The organism is Jiangella muralis, from assembly GCF_001270745.1.
Lineage (GTDB): Bacteria > Actinomycetota > Actinomycetes > Jiangellales > Jiangellaceae > Jiangella > Jiangella muralis.
On sequence record NZ_KQ434754.1, the window covers coordinates 377,760 to 393,482 of the forward strand.

The window sequence follows — 15,723 nt, forward strand, 5'->3', positions numbered from 1 at the left end:
CGCGTCGTCAGCGGCTGACGGCGGAACCGGTCAGGACCGAGGCGAACACCGTCAGCACGGGCGAGCAGCCGGCGTCGACCTTGACGGTGGCGAGGTCGTCGCCGCGGGTGGCGCCGCGGTTGACGATGACCACCGGCCGGCCGGTCCGGTGCGCGTGCCGCACGAACCGCAGCCCGGACATGACGGTGAGCGACGACCCGGCGACCAGCAGTGCCGCCGCGGAGTCGACCAGCGCGTACGCCGCCTCGACCCGCGGCTTCGGGACGTTCTCGCCGAAGTAGACGATGTCCGGTTTGAGGATGCCGCCGCACACCTCGCAGTCGGCCACCCGGAAGTGGGCGGTCGCCTCGATGACGGCGTCGGCGTCGGGCGCGATCTCGGCGTCGGCGACCTCGTCGGCGAAGTCGGGGTTCAGCGCCGTCAGCCGGGTGGCGACGTGCTCGCGTGGCACGACGCGCCGGCAGCTGAGGCAGACGACGCGGTCGTAGCGTCCGTGCAGGTCGATGACGTTGCGGCTGCCGGCGGCGTCGTGCAGGGTGTCGACGTTCTGGGTGATGACGCCGACCGCGGCCGCGCCGGCCTCCAGGCGGCTGACGGCGACGTGGCCGGGGTTCGGCCGGGTGCGGTGGACGTGTCGCCAGCCGACGTGGTTGCGCGCCCAGTAGTGGCGGCGGCGGTCAGGATCGCCGACGAACTGCTGGTACGTCATGGGGGTGCGCGGCGGGGAGTAGGGGCCGCGGTAGTCGGGGATGCCGGAGTCGGTCGAGATGCCGGCCCCGGTCAGCACGGCGAACGGACGGCCCGACAGCACCGCGGTCGCCTCGCCGACGGCCGGCCAGGCCGAGTGGCCGGGGTCGATGCGGTCGAGCACGCTTTGAGCCTATGTCGGCGACGGCGGCGAGAACACCCGGGTCGGGTGCGGCCCGACGCGCGGGCACGTGGCGTGGGGAGCGGGCGGCGATGGGTCAGGTGCGGAGAAGGGGCGGCATCAGCGTGCGGGTGGGACCACGGCGGTAGAGCTGGGCCGGCCGTCCGCCGCCGCGGGTGGTGGAGGCGCCGGTGGATGCGAGGAAGCCGGGTGTGCCGGTGACCTTGCGGTGGAAGTTGCGCGGATCCAGCTCGACCCCCCAGACGGCCTCGTAGACGGCGCGCAGCTCACCCACCGTGAACTCGGCGGGGCAGAACGCCGTGGCCAGCGACGTGTACTCGAGCTTCGCCCGGGCCCGTTCGACGCCGTCGGCGAGGATCGCGTCGTGGTCGAAGGCGAGCGACCCGGCTGTCCGCAGCAGCGAGTCGACCGGCATGAACTGGCTGGCCGCGGCATCGGTGCCGGCGACGGGTTCGGGGAGGTCCGGCACCAGCCCGAGGTAGGCGACGGAGACGACGCGTTGGCGGGGGTCGCGGCCGGGGGCTCCGTAGCTGGCCAGCTGCTCGAGATGGCCCAACGACGGCGCCAGCCCAGTCTCTTCACGCAGCTCGCGCAATGCCGCGTCGGGGAGGTCCTCGTCGGGGTGGACGAAGCCGCCGGGCAGGGCGAGCCGGCCGCGGAACGGCTGCTCCCCACGCTCGACGACGAGGGCGGCGAAGCGTCCGGATCGCACCGTGAGGAGCACGAGGTCGACGGTGACCGCGAACGGCGGGTGATCGGAACCGGCCATGCCATCACCCTATCTCGTCACCTTGACGATTACTGGCAAACGGCTTATCGTCCAAACGACGATAAACGACGAGAGGACACCAGAGATGGCAGAGATCCGCAGGTTCGGCCTCGTCCGGCACGTCCGGTCGACCCCGACCGAACACGTCGTCCACCAGCGCGGCGACCGTGTCGTGCGCAGCGGCACCAGCTGCTCGTTCTGGTTCCGGCCCCTGACGGCCGCCCTCAGCGAGGTCCCCGTCGACGACCGAGAGTTGCCGTTGCTGTTCCACGCCCGCACCGGCGACTTCCAGAAGGTGGCGGTTCAGTCGACGGTGACGTATCGATTCGCCGACCCCGAGCAGGTCGCCGGGCGCATCGACTTCGCCATCGACACCGTGACCGGCCGCTGGCGCTCGGCACCACTCGACCAGGTCGCCCACCTGCTGACGGAGACGGCGCAGCAGCACGCCGCCGACCTGCTCGTGACGATCCCGATGGCCGACGCGCTCGGCGCGGGCGCCACGGCGATCCGCGAGCGGCTGCGCACCGGCCTGGTCGGCGACGCCAGGCTGGGCGACACCGGCATCGTCGTGCTGGATGTGCGCGTCGTCGCGGTCCGGCCCGATCCGGACATGGAGCGCGCGCTGCAGACGCCGGCCCGCGAGCTGATCCAGGAGGAGGCGGACCGCGCCACCTACGAGCGCCGCGCGCACGCCGTCGAACGGGAACGGGCGATCAGCGAGAACGAGCTGCAGTTGAAGATCGAGCTGGCCACACGCGAGGAACGCCTGGTCGCGCAGCACGGTGCCAACGAGCGGCGACGGGTGACGGAGGAGGCTGCGGCCGCGCGGATCGCCGCCGCGTCCGCGGCGGAGCGGGTCGGCCTCTCCGCCACGGCGGAGGCCGACCGCGTCCGGCAGACGGGGGCCGCCGCGGCGGAGGCGGAGGCTGCGCGGATGGCCGTCCTGTCTGAGCTGGACCACAGCACGCAGCTGGTGCAGGCGCTGCGGGACCTGGCCGGCGGGCTGCCCGAGATTGGCATGGTCAACGTGACACCGGACCTGGTCACGTCCGTGCTGGCCAAGCTGACCGACGGCGCGGCACGCTGATGCTCGCGCCGCGGGTGGTGGTCGTGCACCGTCGCACCGAGTTGGAGGAACTGGTCGACTGCCACGGCACCCGAGGCCAGGCCGAGTTCTTCCTGCGGGGACGCGGCCGCGACCTCGCCGCCGTCCAGCACCGGCACGACGCCGACGAGGCGGCACGGCAGCAGGTCGCGGTCGCGGTGCCCAGTGACTGGCGACGCGGCACGGTCGAGCGGGCCGACCTCGACCGGTTCCGCTTCGAGGACGGCGACGTCGTGCTCGTCGTCGGGCCGGACGGGCTGGTCGCGAACGTCGCGAAGTACCTGGACGGCCAGCCGGTCGTCGGCGTGAACCCGGACCCGGACCGCAACCCGGGCGTCCTCGTCCGGCACCCGCCGGACCGGGTGGCGCGGCTGCTGGCGGACGTCGTCGCGGACCGGGCCGGCATCGAGCGGCGGACCATGGTCGCGGCTGAGCTGGACGACGGTCAGCGGCTGCTCGCGGTGAACGAGGTCTTCGCCGGTCACGCCAGCCACCAGTCGGCGCGGTACCTACTGACGGCGCCGGGCCGCGAGCCGGAGCGGCAGTCGTCATCGGGGATCATCGTCGGGACCGGCACCGGGGCGACGGGGTGGTGCGCGTCGCTCGTGCGAGGCCGGACCGCGCCGCCACGGCTGCCCGGTCCGGCCGACCGCACGCTCGCGTGGTTCGTCCGCGAGGCCTGGCCATCGCCGTCGACCGGGACGAACTGCGTCGACGGCCTGCTGGCGGCCGGCGACCGGCTGGCGCTGGCCGCCGAGACCGACGGCCTGGTGGTGTTCGGCGATGGTCTGGAGCCGGACCGGCTCGTGCTGAGCTGGGGTCAGCAGCTGCTGATCGGGGTGGCGGAGGCGACGCTCTGCCTGGTGACCGGGTGAGACGGCTCAGCCGAGGTGGTCGCCGAGGACCTTCCGGTGGGTGTCGCGGGCTGCGGCGTGCCGGGCGCGGCCGTCGTCGGTGGCCCTGACGAACATGGCGCGGCGGTCGTCCATGCACATGGAGCGCCCGACCAGGCCGGCTCGTTCGAGCCGGGCGACGGTGCGGGAGAAGGCGCTCTGGCTGAGGTACATGCCTTCGGCGAGCTCGTGCATGCGGAGCTTTTCTTGCCCCGACTCGATCAGCCGGTCGAGCGCCTCGAACTCGCTGAGGCCGAGCCCGTGCTGGTCCTGTAGCTCGCGATCGAGGTCGCACGCGACCTTGTTGTAGCAGGTCATGAGGTCGCGCCACTGGTCGACCAGCTCACGCTCCCCGGTGCTGCCCATGCAGCGCACTTTAACACCGGGACTGCATCTATGCAACGACATTTAATGCTTGTGCATCTCATGCATGTGCATGTAACGTCTCGCTCCGTGACTGCAACCGCCGCACCGCGTTCCACCTCTTCTGCACACGACGACCAGCGCTGGAGCCCGCGCCTGTGGGGCGTCCTCGGCGTGCTGTGCCTGGTGATGTTCCTCGACGGGCTCGATGTGTCGATGGTGGGCATCGCGCTCCCGTCCATCGGCACCGAGCTGGGTCTGTCGACCACCTCGCTGCAGTGGATCGTCAACGGCTACGTGCTCGGCTACGGAGCGCTGCTGCTCCTCGGCGGCCGCACGGCCGACCTGCTCGGCCGCCGCCGGGTGTTCCTGATCGCCCTCGCCGTCTTCGCCGTCGCCTCGCTGATCGGCGGGCTCGTCGACGACGGCACGCTGCTGATCGTCACGCGGTTCGTCAAGGGTGTCGCCGCCGCGTTCACCGCGCCCACGGCGCTGTCCATCCTGACCACCACCTTCCGCGAAGGTCCGGAGCGCAACAAGGCGCTGTCGATCTTCGCCGTCTTCGGCGCGAGCGGGTACTCGTCCGGGCTCATCCTCGGCGGCCTGCTGACCAGCGCCGGCTGGCGCTGGAACTTCCTCATGCCGGTGCCGCTCGCGATCCTGGCGCTGGTCGCCGGCATCGCGCTGATCCCGCGCGACCGTCCCGCCGACGCCGGGGGCCACGACCTCGCCGGCGCGGCCACGCTCACCGCCGGCATGCTGCTCGCCGTCTACTCCGTCGTGTCCGCGCCGGAACGCGGCTGGGTCGACCCCATCACCCTCGTGCTGTTCGTGCTGGCCGTCGCGCTGCTGGCGGCGTTCGTCCTGATCGAGCAGCGAGTCGCGCACCCGCTGGTCCGGCTCGGCATCCTGCGCATCGCCACGATCGTCCGGGCCAATCTCGGGATGATCGCGCTGTTCGGGTCGTACCTGAGCTTCCAGTTCATGTTGACGATCTACTTCCAGGCGGCGCTCGGCTGGACGCCGCTGCGGATGGCGCTCGCGCTGCTGCCGGCCGGCCTGATCGTCGCGTTCGGCTCGCCGTACATGAGCCGGGTCATCGACCGGTACGGGACACAGCAGCCGATCATCGCGGCGCTGGTGTCGCTGAGCGGGGCGTACCTGTGGTTCCTGGTGTTCGGCGGCGACCCGACCCCGGCCTACGCGACGGACATCCTGCCCAGCGTGGTGCTGATCGGGCTCGGCTTCATGCTCGCGTTCTCCGCGCTCATGTCGCAGGCCACCGCCGGCGTCGACGACTCCGAGCAGGGGCTCGCGGCCGGGCTGGTCCAGACGTCCGGGCAGATCGGCGGCGCCGTGGTGCTCGCGGCGACGACGGCGCTCGTGACGGCCGGGTCGCACTCGGCCGAGGGCATGGACGCGGCAACGTTCGACCAGTTCCGGCCCGGCCTGGTGCTGGTGACGGGGGTCGCGTTGGCCGGCCTGGCGGTGATGGTGCTCAGGCGGCGCCGTCACGACGACGTCGAGCCCGACCCCGTCGAGGAGGACGAGCTGCTGGAGCCGGCCGTGCCCTGACCGGCAGACGGTCCGTGGAGCCGGGGTCACCCCGGCCCCACGGACCAGCCGGGGGCTTCAGCGCACCCGCGAGAGGTTCGGGGTGCGTTGCGACGGGATCGCCCCGCCCGGCGCTCCGCCGTCGTCTGACGAGGACTCGTGCGCGTCGTCGATGGCGGCCTGGACCGCCCGCTTGCGCTTGGCCCGCTCGATCAGCACGGCCACCCCGATGCCCGCGACGACCACGCCGCCGCCGACGATGGCGTCGACGACGTAGTGGTTGCCGGTGAGGACGATGGTGGCGAACATCAGCAGCGGCATCGTCGCGCCGATGATGCGGACGACGAGCACCCGCGACAGCGCCACCCACGCGATGCCCAGCAGCAGGATCCAGCCGAAGTGCAGGCTCGGCATCGCCGCGTACTCGTTGACGAACGTGGGCGAGTTCATCTCGCGGTACGTCGGCGCCTCGAGCGAGATGGTGTCGACGAAGCCGTGCCAGGGCAGGAACCGCGGCGGCGCGAGCGGGTAGAACGCGAAGATGACCAGGCTGAACGCACCCGACGCGAGCAGCGCGTTGCGGTAGAACGGATACGCCGCCGGGCGGCGGACGATCAGCCAGACCAGCGTGAGCACGAACACCGGCCAGTAGCCGTAGATGTAGAACCCGTTGGCGGCGTCGATCGCCCATTCGTGGTCGAAGATCAGGCCCTGCAGGTCGGTCTCGACGTTGATGCCGAGCGTCTTCTCGAACGAGATGACGTCCTCGGCGTGCCGGAACGCGGCGTCGACGCGGTCGCTGGTGAGGCCGCGGACCAGTGTGTAGAGCAAGGCGGCCGAGAGCAGGAACGCGATCTCTTTGGCCGCCGTGGCGAGTCGTGAGTCGGAGCGGACGCGGCGCAGCGTGGGCGGGCGCCGCGACATGGTGTCCGAGGCCATCGGTCCTCCAAGCTGGCGGCGTGCGGAGCGCCAGCACCCCCTTGGCGTTTGCCTCTACTTGTCGGCCGACAAGTGGTGTGGGTCTCACGCTACGACCGCACTTGTCGGCCGGCAAGTAGTTAACGTATTGTGTGGCCGCCCTCACTTCCCGATCAGCGAGGCGGCGACGGAGATGACCGACGAGGGGCGGCCCAGCGCGGATACGGCCGGAAACATCCGCGAGGTCGCGCTCGGCCTGTTCTCCCGAGAGGGCTACGAGCGTTCGACGCTGCGTGAGATCGCCGACGCCCTGGGCATCACCAAGGCGGCGGTCTATTACCACTACCGGACGAAGGTCGAGATTCTCGACGACCTGTTGCGGCCGATGGTCGACGGCGAGGACTGGATCATCGCCGACGCGGAATCCGACACCGCGGCCATCGGCACCGAGGGCTGGCGGCTGACGCTGGTCGAGCGCTACATCGACCTGTTGCTGGCGCACCGGCGGGTCGCCACGTACGCGATGAACGATCTCGCCGGCGTGTCGAACTCGACGCTGCTCGGCCGCATGCGCGCCAACGACGTGCGGCTGGCGGCGCTGCTGGCCAACGGCGATCTGTCGGTCGAGCAGCGGGTGCGGACGTCGGCGGCGCTGGGCGTGATCGTCGCGATCCTGGCGCTGCCGGACGTCTCGAACGAGGAACTGCGGCCGCAGTTGTTGAGGGTGGTGCGCGACGTGCTGGGGCTGGCGGAGCACGCGCGCGACGCGGCGTCGGCCTGACGCGGGGCGACCCGGGCCGGACACGCCCGAGCGGCACCACCCCGGGGGGCGAGAATGGTGCCGCTCTCGAACTCGAGGCTAGTCCGGCCGTGGTCGAACGCGAAGAGAACGGGGAAAAATCTTGCGCGTCGCCGTGACACGTGGGGCAACGGGGAGTTGTGTGCTTGTCGTGACGCTTGCGGTGGTCCTGCCGCTCGCGGCCTGCTCGGATTCGACGGGGACCGGCTCACCCTCCGGCTGGGGTACGCCCGCCGCGACCTCGGCGCAGCCGTCGTCGCAGGCGCCGGCGGAGCCGCAGGAGCCCGGCTGCGACAGCCCCTGCTACGGCGCCGCCGAGAATGTCGGCACGCTCGGCGAGGACACCGTCGTCGAGGTCAGCGGGATGGCGGGCAGCGTCCGCACGCCGGGCCTCTACTACGTCGTCAGCGACGAGCCCGGCACGTCGGAGGTGGCGGTGGTCCGCGACGACGGCACGCTCGTCGCGTCGATCGAGCTGGCCGGGATGGACACCGAGAACGCCGAGGCGCTCGCCGTCGGCCCGTGCGGCGACGATCCGGGCACGTCCTGCCTGTACGTCGGCGACATCGGCGACCACGTCGGCCGCGACCACGTCGTCGTCTACCGCGCGCCGGAACCGGACCTCGACGACCCGCCGGGCACCGTCGACGCCGACGCGCTGGAGTACCGCTACGAGGACGGCCCGACCGACGCCGAGGCGCTGCTCGTGGACCCGGACGGCCGGCCGCTGATCGTCAGCAAGGCGCCGTTCGACGAGGACACCGGCGAGACCGGCAGCACCCGGCTCTACCGTGGCCCGGCCGACGGCGGTGAGCTGGCGCTGCTGGGCGAGATCGAGCTGCCGGAGCCGGAGGACGGGTTCCTCGCGGGGCTGGTCGGCAACGTCGTCACGGACGCGTCGGCCGACCTCGCCGCCGGCCGGGTGCTGCTGCGCACGTACGACGAGGTGTTGGAGTACCGGGCGCCCGGCCAGGGCGCCGACGTCGGGACCTTCCCGGACTGGCCGTCGCGGCGGGTCCCGCCCGGGAACGTGCTGCAGGCCGAGACCGTCGCGTATGTCGTCGGCGGCTGCGGCTACCTGACGACGTCCGAGCTGACGGGGTCGGTCGACGCGGTCGGCTGCACGGACTGACCGGGCCGTAACGTGTCGTCCACCCGACGGAGTTTGGAACCCTATGCATGACAACCGCGCCCTGGTCGAGAAGCGCCTGAAGCGAATCCTGGGCCAGCGGCTCAGGCCGGCCGTCCATCGCACGGTCGCACCCTTGTCCCTGACGGTCTGGCACGTCGACGGCGGCCAGGGCGAGCCGGTCCCGCCGCGGGTCGCGCTGCCCGGCGGCGAGGCGATCGCCGACGGCCGCTACGTCCCGGTCGAGGTGGGTGAGCGCTGGGGGCCGCCGTGGGGCACGTCCTGGTTCCACGTGACCGGCGAGGTGCCGGCCGAGGCGGCCGGCCGGCGCGTCGAGCTGGTGCTCGACCTCGGCTGGGAGAACCGGTTCGCCGGCTTCCAGGCCGAGGGCCTGGCGTACCGGCCGGACGGCACGGTCGTGAAGGGCCTGCACCCGCGCAACGTGTGGCTGCCGGTCGGCGATGCGGTGTCCGGCGGCGAGCGGATCGACCTCTACGTCGAGGCCGCCGCCAACCCGCGGCTGGAGGGCGACTCGCCGTTCGCCGTGACGCCGCTCGGCGAGAAGTCGACCGCGGGCAGCGAGCCGCTGTACCGCATCAACCGCGCCGACGTCGCCGTGTTCGAGCAGGACGTGTGGGAGCTGTGGCAGGACCTCGAGGCGATCGGCGGCCTGATGCCGCAGCTGCCCGAGGGCGAGCCGCGACGGTGGCAGCTGCTGCGCGCCGCCGAGCGGGCCCTGGACGCGCTGGACCTGCAGGACGTCGCCGCCACCGCGGCCGCCGCCCGGGCCGAGCTGACCGACGTCCTCACCAGGCCGGCCAACGCCAGCGCGCACCGGCTGTCCGCCGTCGGGCACGCGCACATCGACAGTGCGTGGCTGTGGCCGGTCCGCGAGACCGTCCGGAAGGTCGCGCGCACGACGTCGAACGTGGTCAGCCTGCTGGACGAGTACCCGGACCTCGTCTACGCGATGTCGTCGGCGCAGCAGTACGCCTGGATCGAGGAGCACCGTCCCGGGGTCTTCGAACGCGTCGCGGCGCAGGTCGAGGGCGGCCGGTTCGTGCCGGTCGGCGGCATGTGGGTCGAGTCCGACACCAACCTGCCCGGGTCCGAGGCGATGGCCCGGCAGCTGGTGCACGGCAAGCGGTACTTCCTGGACCGGTTCGGCGTCGACACCCAGGAGGTCTGGCTGCCCGACTCGTTCGGCTACTCGCCGGCGTTGCCGCAGCTGGTGACGCTGTCGGGGTCGCGCTGGTTCCTCACCCAGAAGATCTCCTGGAACAAGCAGAACGTCTTCCCGCACCACACGTTCTGGTGGGAGGGGCTGGACGGCACCCGCGTCTTCACCCACTTCCCGCCGGTCGACACCTACAACTCCGACCTGTCCGGCGGTGAGCTGGCGCACGCCGTGCGCAACTTCCGCGACAAGGGCGACGCGAACCGCTCGCTGGTCCCGTTCGGCTGGGGCGACGGCGGTGGCGGCCCCACCCGCGAGATGATCGCGCAGGCCCGCCGGACGGCCGACCTGGAGGGCTCGCCGCGGGTCGCGATCGAGAAGCCGGCCGAGTTCTTCGCCGCCGCCGAAGCCGAGTACCCGAACGCGCCGGTGTGGTCCGGCGAGCTGTACCTGGAGATCCACCGCGCCACGTACACGTCCCAGGCCAAGACCAAGCAGGGCAACCGGCGCAGCGAGCACCTGCTGCACGAGGCCGAGCTGTGGTCGGCGACGGCGGCCGTGGCGGGCGCGGCCGAGTACCCGTACGACGACCTGGACCGCAGCTGGAAACTGGTGCTGCTCAACCAGTTCCACGACATCCTGCCCGGCTCGTCCATCGCGTGGGTGCACCGCGAGGCCCGCGACCAGTACGACGGCATCGCCGCCGAGCTGACCGAGCTCATCGGACGGGCCCAGCGCGCGCTCGCGGGCGACGGCGACACCACCGTCGCGTTCAACGCGGCGCCGCACGGACGCGGGGACGTGCGCGCGTTCGCGGCCGCCCCGGTGCCGCCGTCGTCGCCGTCGACCGAGGTCGTCGCTGCCGACGGCGGCTACGTCCTCGACAACGGCCTGCTCCGGGTCACCGTCGACGGCCGCGGGCTGCTCACGTCCGTGCTGGACCTCGAGGCCGGCCGCGAGGTGCTGGCCGGTCCCGGCAACCTGTTGCAGCTGCACCAGGACCTCCCCAACCAGTGGGACGCCTGGGACGTCGACGAGTTCTACCGCAACACCGTCACCGACCTCGTCGGCCTCGACGAGCTGAGCGCCACCGGCCCGTCCGCCGTCCGGGTCGCACGCACCTTCGGTGACTCGCACGTCGTCCAGGAGATCGCGCTCGCGCCCGGCGCCCGCCGCGTCGACGTCAGCACCGAGGTCGACTGGCACGAGCGGGAGAAGTTCCTCAAGGCGGCGTTCCCGCTGGACGTGCAGACGCAGCGGGCGGCGTACGAGACGCAGTTCGGGCACCACTACCGGCCCACGCACGAGAACACGTCGTGGGACGCGGCCCGGTTCGAGGTGTGCGCGCACCGGTTCGTGCACGTCGAGGAGCCCGGCTACGGCGTCGCGTTGGTCAACGACTCGACCTACGGCCACGACGTCCGCCGCGGCGCGTCGCCGTCCGGCGGCACCACGACGACCGTGCGGCTGTCGCTGCTGCGGGCGCCGCGCTACCCCGACCCCGAGACCGACCAGGGCGTGCACACGCTGCGGTACTCGCTGGTGCCGGGCGCGTCCATCGACGATGCGGTGCGCGAGGGGTACGCGCTCAACCTGCCGGCGCGGGTGGTCGAGGGCGCCGGTCACGAGGTCGAGCCGCTGGTCCGGGTGAGCGGCGGGTCCGTGGTCGTGTCGGCGGTCAAGCTGGCCGACGACCGCTCCGGCGACGTCGTCGTGCGGCTCTACGAGTCCGGCGGCGGCCGCGCGACGGCGACGCTGACGCCGTCGTTCCCGCTCGCGGGCGTGGAGGAGACCGACCTGCTGGAACGGCCGGTCGAAGCGTCAGCGCTGGTCACCGGCGGTGACGAGGTGACGCTTCGACTGCGGCCGTTCCAGATCGTGACGCTGCGGCTGCGCCGGGCCTGACCGTCAGGGCGCCGGGACGAACTTCACCGCGCTGGTGCGCAGGTACGTCCCGCCGCCGGCGGCGTTGGCGACGGTGACGTCGCCGCCCGTCCCCGCGGCGAAGTCGTACCGGCCGAGGAGGATCCACTGGTTGCCGCCGGTGGTCTGGTTGACGTCGACGCTGTCGGCGCCGGCCAGGTGCGTGACGGTGTAGCGGGCCGCCGTGGAGCTGTTGGCGTGGTTCGGGACCCAGGCGTACACGTCGTAGCCCCCGGCCGTGGGCAGGTCGGGCCGCCAGGTGGCCGTCGCCGTCGTGGCGTTGCTGGTCCGCGTGGCGGAGCGGAGCCAGCCCGGCACGCTCGACCCGGTCCACGTCCCCTGCTCCGTGTACGCGGCGTCGGTGACGCCGATGATGCTCATCGGGAGCGGCGTGACGGAGACGGCGGCCGGCCCCGACTCGTTGCCGGACAGGTCGACGGCGCGGATCTCCAGCTGGTGCGCCGTGCCGTTGGCCAGGCCCTCGACCGGGAAGCCCAGCCGGGTGAAGCCCGGGTCGGCGATGTGCCCGACCGGACCCTTGGTGTTCACCAGCTCGCCGTCGGCGTAGACGTTGTAGCCGAGCAGGTCGACCTCGGCGTTCTGCGACCAGTAGAGGATGGCCCGCCCGTTCGCCGCCTCACCCGTCAGGCCGGTGGGCGTGGCGGGCGCACGCGTGTCGACCGGGATGCGCACCGGCGCCGGGCTGGACGGCGCCGACTCGCGCCCGGCGCTGTCGACGGCGGTCACCGTGATCTCGTAGCGCTGGCCCGCGAGCATCTCCCGCATCCGGAACCACGGACGCGCCACCGGCTGCCAGCTCACCCGCTGCCCGTCGAGGTAGACGTGGTAGCCGACGACATCCGGGTCGTTGACCTTCCGCCAGTGCCAGGTCAGGACGGCGTCGCCGGTCGTCGGGGTCGCGCTGACGGTCCCGCGCACCCCCGCCGGCGCCGGCGCCGCCGTGTCGCGAGCCGGGGGCACGGGGACGAACTTCACCGTGTCCGCGCGGAGGAACCCGGTGACGCCGTAGTCCTTGCCCAGCTCGACGTAGCCGTCGCTGCCCGCGGCGAAGTCGTACCGGCCGAGGTGGGTCCACCGGTCCACGACGCCGTCGGCCGGGACCACCGTGCTGCCGTCGGCGTGGGCGACGGTGAACCGTGCGGCGCCGGTGTTCAGCTCGTTACCGGGCGTCCATGCGTAGACGTCGTACGCGCCGCCGTCCGGCAGGTCGGGCGTCCAGCGCGCGGTCGAGCTGGAGCCGCTGGCGTAGCGGGTGCCGGCGCCGAGCCAGCCGGTGATCGTCGACGACCCGGCCCAGCTCCCGGCCTCGGTGTACCCGGGGTCGGTGTCGTCGACGACCACCGCGGGGGTGAAGCGAGCGGCGTCGGCGCGCAGCGTGCCGGAGCCCGCCGCGTCGCCTGCGACCCGGACGCCGTGCCCCGCCCCGGGCGTCAGGTCGAACGAGCCGAGACTGACCCAGCGCTGTCCGGCCGTGCGCTGGTCGACCACGACCTCGCTGGTGCCGCCGGCGTGCGTGACCGTGTAGCGGGCGGCCGTGTGCCCGGTGGCGAGGAAGCTCGGGTTCCAGACGTAGACCTCGTACTCGCCGGCGGCGGCCAGCTTCGGCGTCCATGCCGCCGTCGCGCCGGGCTCCGTCGAGCCACGGGTCTCACGGTCCTGGTAGCCGAACGCCTGTCCGGTGTCCGACCAGACGCCGGTCTCGGCATAGCCCTGGTCACCGTTGTCGACGACGACGCTGCCGGGCGTCGCGCGCTCGCCGTCGTCCGTCGGCGCGTAGTAGCGGAAGTAGTCCCAGGTGGTGACGCCGGGCAGGTTGGTCTCGTCGACCGGCGCCGTGTAGCCGAGCGTGGTGAGCCAGATGCTCTGCAGCCCGTGCGGACCCGCGTACGGCTGCACCCGGGCCAGGACGCCGTCGACGTAGTAGCGGATCTCGTTCGGCAGCCACTCGAAGCCGTACGTGTGGTAGCCGTCGGAGCTGTCCGGGCCGACGTAGACGCCGCCCTGGTTGCCGATGTGCTCGGGCACGAACCAGTGCGAGTGGTGCTGGATGCGCTCCGGCGCGTGCGAGTCGATCTCGAACCCGTCGATCTCGTTCACCCGGTTGTTCGGGCCCTTGTAGAGCGGCGCGTCCGGCATGCTGTCGCCGAGCCCCGTCGTCCACATCGCCGAGTGGAAACCCTGGTCACCCCAGAGTTGCGCGCGGGTCTCGTAGTAGCCGTAGCCGAACCACTGCCGGCTGATCACGCCGCCGCAGGTGTACGGCATGCCGTTGCGGTCCTCGCGCTTCAACGCGATGTGCAGCAGGCCGTCCGAGACCGTCACGTTGTCCGGCGAGTTGGAGCAGATGACCTTCTCGCCCTCGCGGTAGTACCAGTCGCCGGTGTCCAGCCCGGTCCCGTCGGCGTCGACCCCGTCGAACTCGTCGGCCCAGGCCAGCTCGTACCCGGGAAGGGGCGCGGTGTCGGCGGCGGGCTCGGTCGCGGCCGCCGGTTCGGGCGCGGCGGACAGCGACGCCGCGCTCACGACGGCGACCGTGCCGACGGCCAGCGCGGACCAGACTCGTGCGGTGACGATCACGTGACGACCTCCTGGATGCTCACTGACGGACGAACTTGACGGCGTCGGCGCGGACGCAGCCCGCGCCGGTCCGTTCGACGCGGACGGTGTAGGGCCGGCCGGCGGTCAGCGACAGGGCGCCGCCGACCGGCACCCACGCACTCCCTGCCGCGCCGAAGTCGACGGCCGCGGTGGCCAGGGTCGTGGCGCCGTCGGCCACCGTCGCCGGGGCGTCGGGCTGTCCGCCGTCGCCGCCGACGCGGTACAGGTACGCGCGGTAGGAACCGGTCGACGGCGGTCGCAGCGTCCAGTGCGCCGCGGCGCCCGCGGTACAGCTGTACCGGCTGCTCAGGCGGCCGAACGCGGGCAGGCCGGAGGTGGCCCAGCCGGTGCCGGACTCCGCGTAGCCGCCGGCCGGGTCGTCGTTGTCGCCGTAGACGTCGCGCTGGTAGAAGCGGAAGTAGTCCCACTGCACCTGGCCCGGCAGCGCGCTGTCGTCGACCCCGGGGCTGTTGTTGAGGTCGATGGCGATGGTGCTCAGCCAGACGTTGAGGAAGTTGTGGACGTACGTGCTCGGCGAGTACGGCGTGCTCCAGGTGAGCTGGCCGTCGACGTAGAACCGCAGCTCGCCCTCGAGCCACTCGTAGCCGTAGACGTGCCAGCCGGCCGAGCTGTCGAAGCCCAGTTCGCGGATCTTGCTGGTCAGGTGACCGCCGTGGTTCCAGGCGATGACGTTGTGCCGGACCATGCCGGGGACGTGCGAGTCGATCTCGAACCCGTCGATCTCGGTGAACGCGCCGGTGGCGCCGACCTCTGCCGACCAGAACGCCGAGTGCCAGCCGGCGCCGACGTTGGTCCGCATCCGCGTCTCGTAGTAGCCGTAGCGCGGCTTGGCCTTGCTGATCAGGCCGCCGCCGGTGTACAGCGTGGCCGCGCTGGTCGGCTCACACGTCGGTCCGGACGTGGCCGCGGGGCACAGCTGGATGGTCATGACCCCGCCGCCGACGCGGACGTTCTCGGGCAGCTGCGTGCTCCAGCCGTTCCAAGGGGTGCCGGTGCGGAAGTCCCAGCGGCCCGTGTCGACCGTCGTGCCGTCGAACTCGTCCGCCCAGCTCAGCGTGTAACCGGGTGGTGCGGCGAGGACCGCCGCCTCGTCCGCCGCCGGGGCCCGGCCCGTGGGGACCAACGGCAGCGTTCCCGCCACGACCAAGGTGATGAGCGCACGAACCCGCATGGCGACCTCCTCGTTGCCGAGGAGACTACGGCCATGCGGGTTCGTTGTCTATAATGTGAATACGGCATCTACGCCGCGGGCTACTGTCCGATCTGACCGTTGCGGCGGTTGCGCAGCTTGCGCCGCTGGGACGGGTCGAGCATGAGGTAGCCGGCGACCGGGACACCGATCAGCAGCACGACGAAGAGCCAGAAGGGCAGCAGCCAGAGCGCGAGGATCACCGCGGCTGCACCTCCGAGGATCCAACGGGTGTTCTTGCCCATGGCGGGTCCTTTCTCAAGGGTTGCTCCTCCCATTGTCCCCGGTGGAGGGCGTTTCGTCTCCATCCACGGGAGGGCGCGTCCCCTACGGGACCGACCAACCCGTGGCGAGCCTCTGTCGATCGCCACG

General features: G+C 72.2%; 13 protein-coding genes. 6 read left to right on the forward strand and 7 right to left on the reverse strand.

Annotated features, from left to right (window positions below; all coding sequences use genetic code 11):
* Positions 1 to 7: 7 nt before the first annotated feature.
* Together ACW62_RS09975 and ACW62_RS09980 are read right to left on the reverse strand one after the other, a co-directional pair.
* Positions 8 to 871: an NAD-dependent protein deacetylase gene (locus ACW62_RS09975; protein ID WP_240477281.1), complete on the reverse strand. Its 864-nt coding sequence runs from the start codon at positions 869 to 871 to the stop codon at positions 8 to 10.
* A gap of 94 nt (positions 872 to 965) precedes the next feature.
* Positions 966 to 1,658: an NUDIX hydrolase gene (locus ACW62_RS09980; RefSeq protein ID WP_053203937.1), complete on the reverse strand. Its 693-nt coding sequence runs from the start codon at positions 1,656 to 1,658 to the stop codon at positions 966 to 968.
* An 85-nt stretch (positions 1,659 to 1,743) separates the two neighbouring features.
* Between ACW62_RS09980 and ACW62_RS09985 the strand changes: the two genes are divergently transcribed.
* Both ACW62_RS09985 and ACW62_RS09990 read left to right on the forward strand, forming a co-directional pair.
* Positions 1,744 to 2,748 carry an SPFH domain-containing protein gene (locus ACW62_RS09985; RefSeq protein WP_053203938.1) on the forward strand — a complete coding sequence of 335 codons (1,005 nt, stop codon included), beginning with the start codon at positions 1,744 to 1,746 and terminating at the stop codon, positions 2,746 to 2,748.
* Positions 2,748 to 3,641: an NAD(+)/NADH kinase gene (locus tag ACW62_RS09990; RefSeq protein ID WP_420843563.1), complete on the forward strand. Its 894-nt coding sequence runs from the start codon at positions 2,748 to 2,750 to the stop codon at positions 3,639 to 3,641. Before ACW62_RS09985 ends, ACW62_RS09990 begins: the two co-directional genes overlap by 1 nt.
* 6 nt (positions 3,642 to 3,647) lie before the next feature.
* Here ACW62_RS09990 and ACW62_RS09995 read toward each other — a convergent pair whose 3' ends face one another.
* Positions 3,648 to 4,025 carry a MarR family winged helix-turn-helix transcriptional regulator gene (locus ACW62_RS09995; RefSeq protein WP_053203940.1) on the reverse strand — a complete coding sequence of 126 codons (378 nt, stop codon included), beginning with the start codon at positions 4,023 to 4,025 and terminating at the stop codon, positions 3,648 to 3,650.
* A 60-nt stretch (positions 4,026 to 4,085) separates the two neighbouring features.
* Between ACW62_RS09995 and ACW62_RS10000 the strand changes: the two genes are divergently transcribed.
* Positions 4,086 to 5,597: an MFS transporter gene (locus tag ACW62_RS10000; RefSeq protein ID WP_157574595.1), complete on the forward strand. Its 1,512-nt coding sequence runs from the start codon at positions 4,086 to 4,088 to the stop codon at positions 5,595 to 5,597.
* Between the two features lie 57 nt (positions 5,598 to 5,654).
* Here the strand turns inward: ACW62_RS10000 and ACW62_RS10005 are convergent, their stop codons facing one another.
* Complete coding sequence (locus ACW62_RS10005) at positions 5,655 to 6,515, reverse strand: phosphatase PAP2 family protein (protein WP_053203941.1); 861 nt, start codon at positions 6,513 to 6,515, stop codon at positions 5,655 to 5,657.
* A gap of 172 nt (positions 6,516 to 6,687) precedes the next feature.
* On the opposite strand from ACW62_RS10005, the gene ACW62_RS10010 reads away from it, so the two are divergent.
* The 3 genes from ACW62_RS10010 to ACW62_RS10020 all read left to right on the forward strand — a co-directional run bounded on the left by ACW62_RS10010 (position 6,688) and on the right by ACW62_RS10020 (position 11,504).
* Positions 6,688 to 7,275, forward strand: a complete 588-nt coding sequence (locus ACW62_RS10010; protein WP_053203942.1) for a TetR/AcrR family transcriptional regulator — start codon at positions 6,688 to 6,690, stop codon at positions 7,273 to 7,275.
* A gap of 169 nt (positions 7,276 to 7,444) precedes the next feature.
* Complete coding sequence (locus ACW62_RS10015) at positions 7,445 to 8,425, forward strand: hypothetical protein (protein ID WP_157574599.1); 981 nt, start codon at positions 7,445 to 7,447, stop codon at positions 8,423 to 8,425.
* A gap of 43 nt (positions 8,426 to 8,468) precedes the next feature.
* Entirely contained in the window at positions 8,469 to 11,504 is a 3,036-nt protein-coding gene (locus ACW62_RS10020; protein WP_053203944.1) for an alpha-mannosidase, read from the forward strand.
* 3 nt (positions 11,505 to 11,507) lie between these two features.
* Here the strand turns inward: ACW62_RS10020 and ACW62_RS10025 are convergent, their stop codons facing one another.
* The 3 genes from ACW62_RS10025 to ACW62_RS10035 form a co-directional block, all read right to left on the reverse strand.
* Entirely contained in the window at positions 11,508 to 14,120 is a 2,613-nt protein-coding gene (locus ACW62_RS10025) for a golvesin C-terminal-like domain-containing protein (RefSeq protein WP_053203945.1), read from the reverse strand.
* A gap of 19 nt (positions 14,121 to 14,139) precedes the next feature.
* Positions 14,140 to 15,333, reverse strand: coding sequence for a family 16 glycosylhydrolase (locus tag ACW62_RS10030; protein ID WP_053203946.1), 1,194 nt, complete (start codon positions 15,331 to 15,333; stop codon positions 14,140 to 14,142).
* A gap of 80 nt (positions 15,334 to 15,413) precedes the next feature.
* Positions 15,414 to 15,596 carry a hypothetical protein gene (locus tag ACW62_RS10035; RefSeq protein WP_053203947.1) on the reverse strand — a complete coding sequence of 61 codons (183 nt, stop codon included), beginning with the start codon at positions 15,594 to 15,596 and terminating at the stop codon, positions 15,414 to 15,416.
* Positions 15,597 to 15,723: the final 127 nt, after the last annotated feature.

What these genes read in the sequence shown, in the direction of transcription:
- ACW62_RS09980 (WP_053203937.1), bottom strand. Translation starts at nt 1,658, where the DNA reads ATGGCCGGTTCCGATCACCCGCCGTTCGCGGTCACCGTCGACCTCGTG.
- ACW62_RS09985 (WP_053203938.1), top strand. Translation starts at nt 1,744, where the DNA reads ATGGCAGAGATCCGCAGGTTCGGCCTCGTCCGGCACGTCCGGTCGACC.
- ACW62_RS09990 (WP_420843563.1), top strand. Translation starts at nt 2,748, where the DNA reads ATGCTCGCGCCGCGGGTGGTGGTCGTGCACCGTCGCACCGAGTTGGAG.
- ACW62_RS09995 (WP_053203940.1), bottom strand. Translation starts at nt 4,025, where the DNA reads ATGGGCAGCACCGGGGAGCGTGAGCTGGTCGACCAGTGGCGCGACCTC.
- ACW62_RS10000 (WP_157574595.1), top strand. Translation starts at nt 4,086, where the DNA reads ATGCATGTGCATGTAACGTCTCGCTCCGTGACTGCAACCGCCGCACCG.
- ACW62_RS10005 (WP_053203941.1), bottom strand. Translation starts at nt 6,515, where the DNA reads ATGGCCTCGGACACCATGTCGCGGCGCCCGCCCACGCTGCGCCGCGTC.
- ACW62_RS10010 (WP_053203942.1), top strand. Translation starts at nt 6,688, where the DNA reads ATGACCGACGAGGGGCGGCCCAGCGCGGATACGGCCGGAAACATCCGC.
- ACW62_RS10020 (WP_053203944.1), top strand. Translation starts at nt 8,469, where the DNA reads ATGCATGACAACCGCGCCCTGGTCGAGAAGCGCCTGAAGCGAATCCTG.
- ACW62_RS10030 (WP_053203946.1), bottom strand. Translation starts at nt 15,333, where the DNA reads ATGCGGGTTCGTGCGCTCATCACCTTGGTCGTGGCGGGAACGCTGCCG.
- ACW62_RS10035 (WP_053203947.1), bottom strand. Translation starts at nt 15,596, where the DNA reads ATGGGCAAGAACACCCGTTGGATCCTCGGAGGTGCAGCCGCGGTGATC.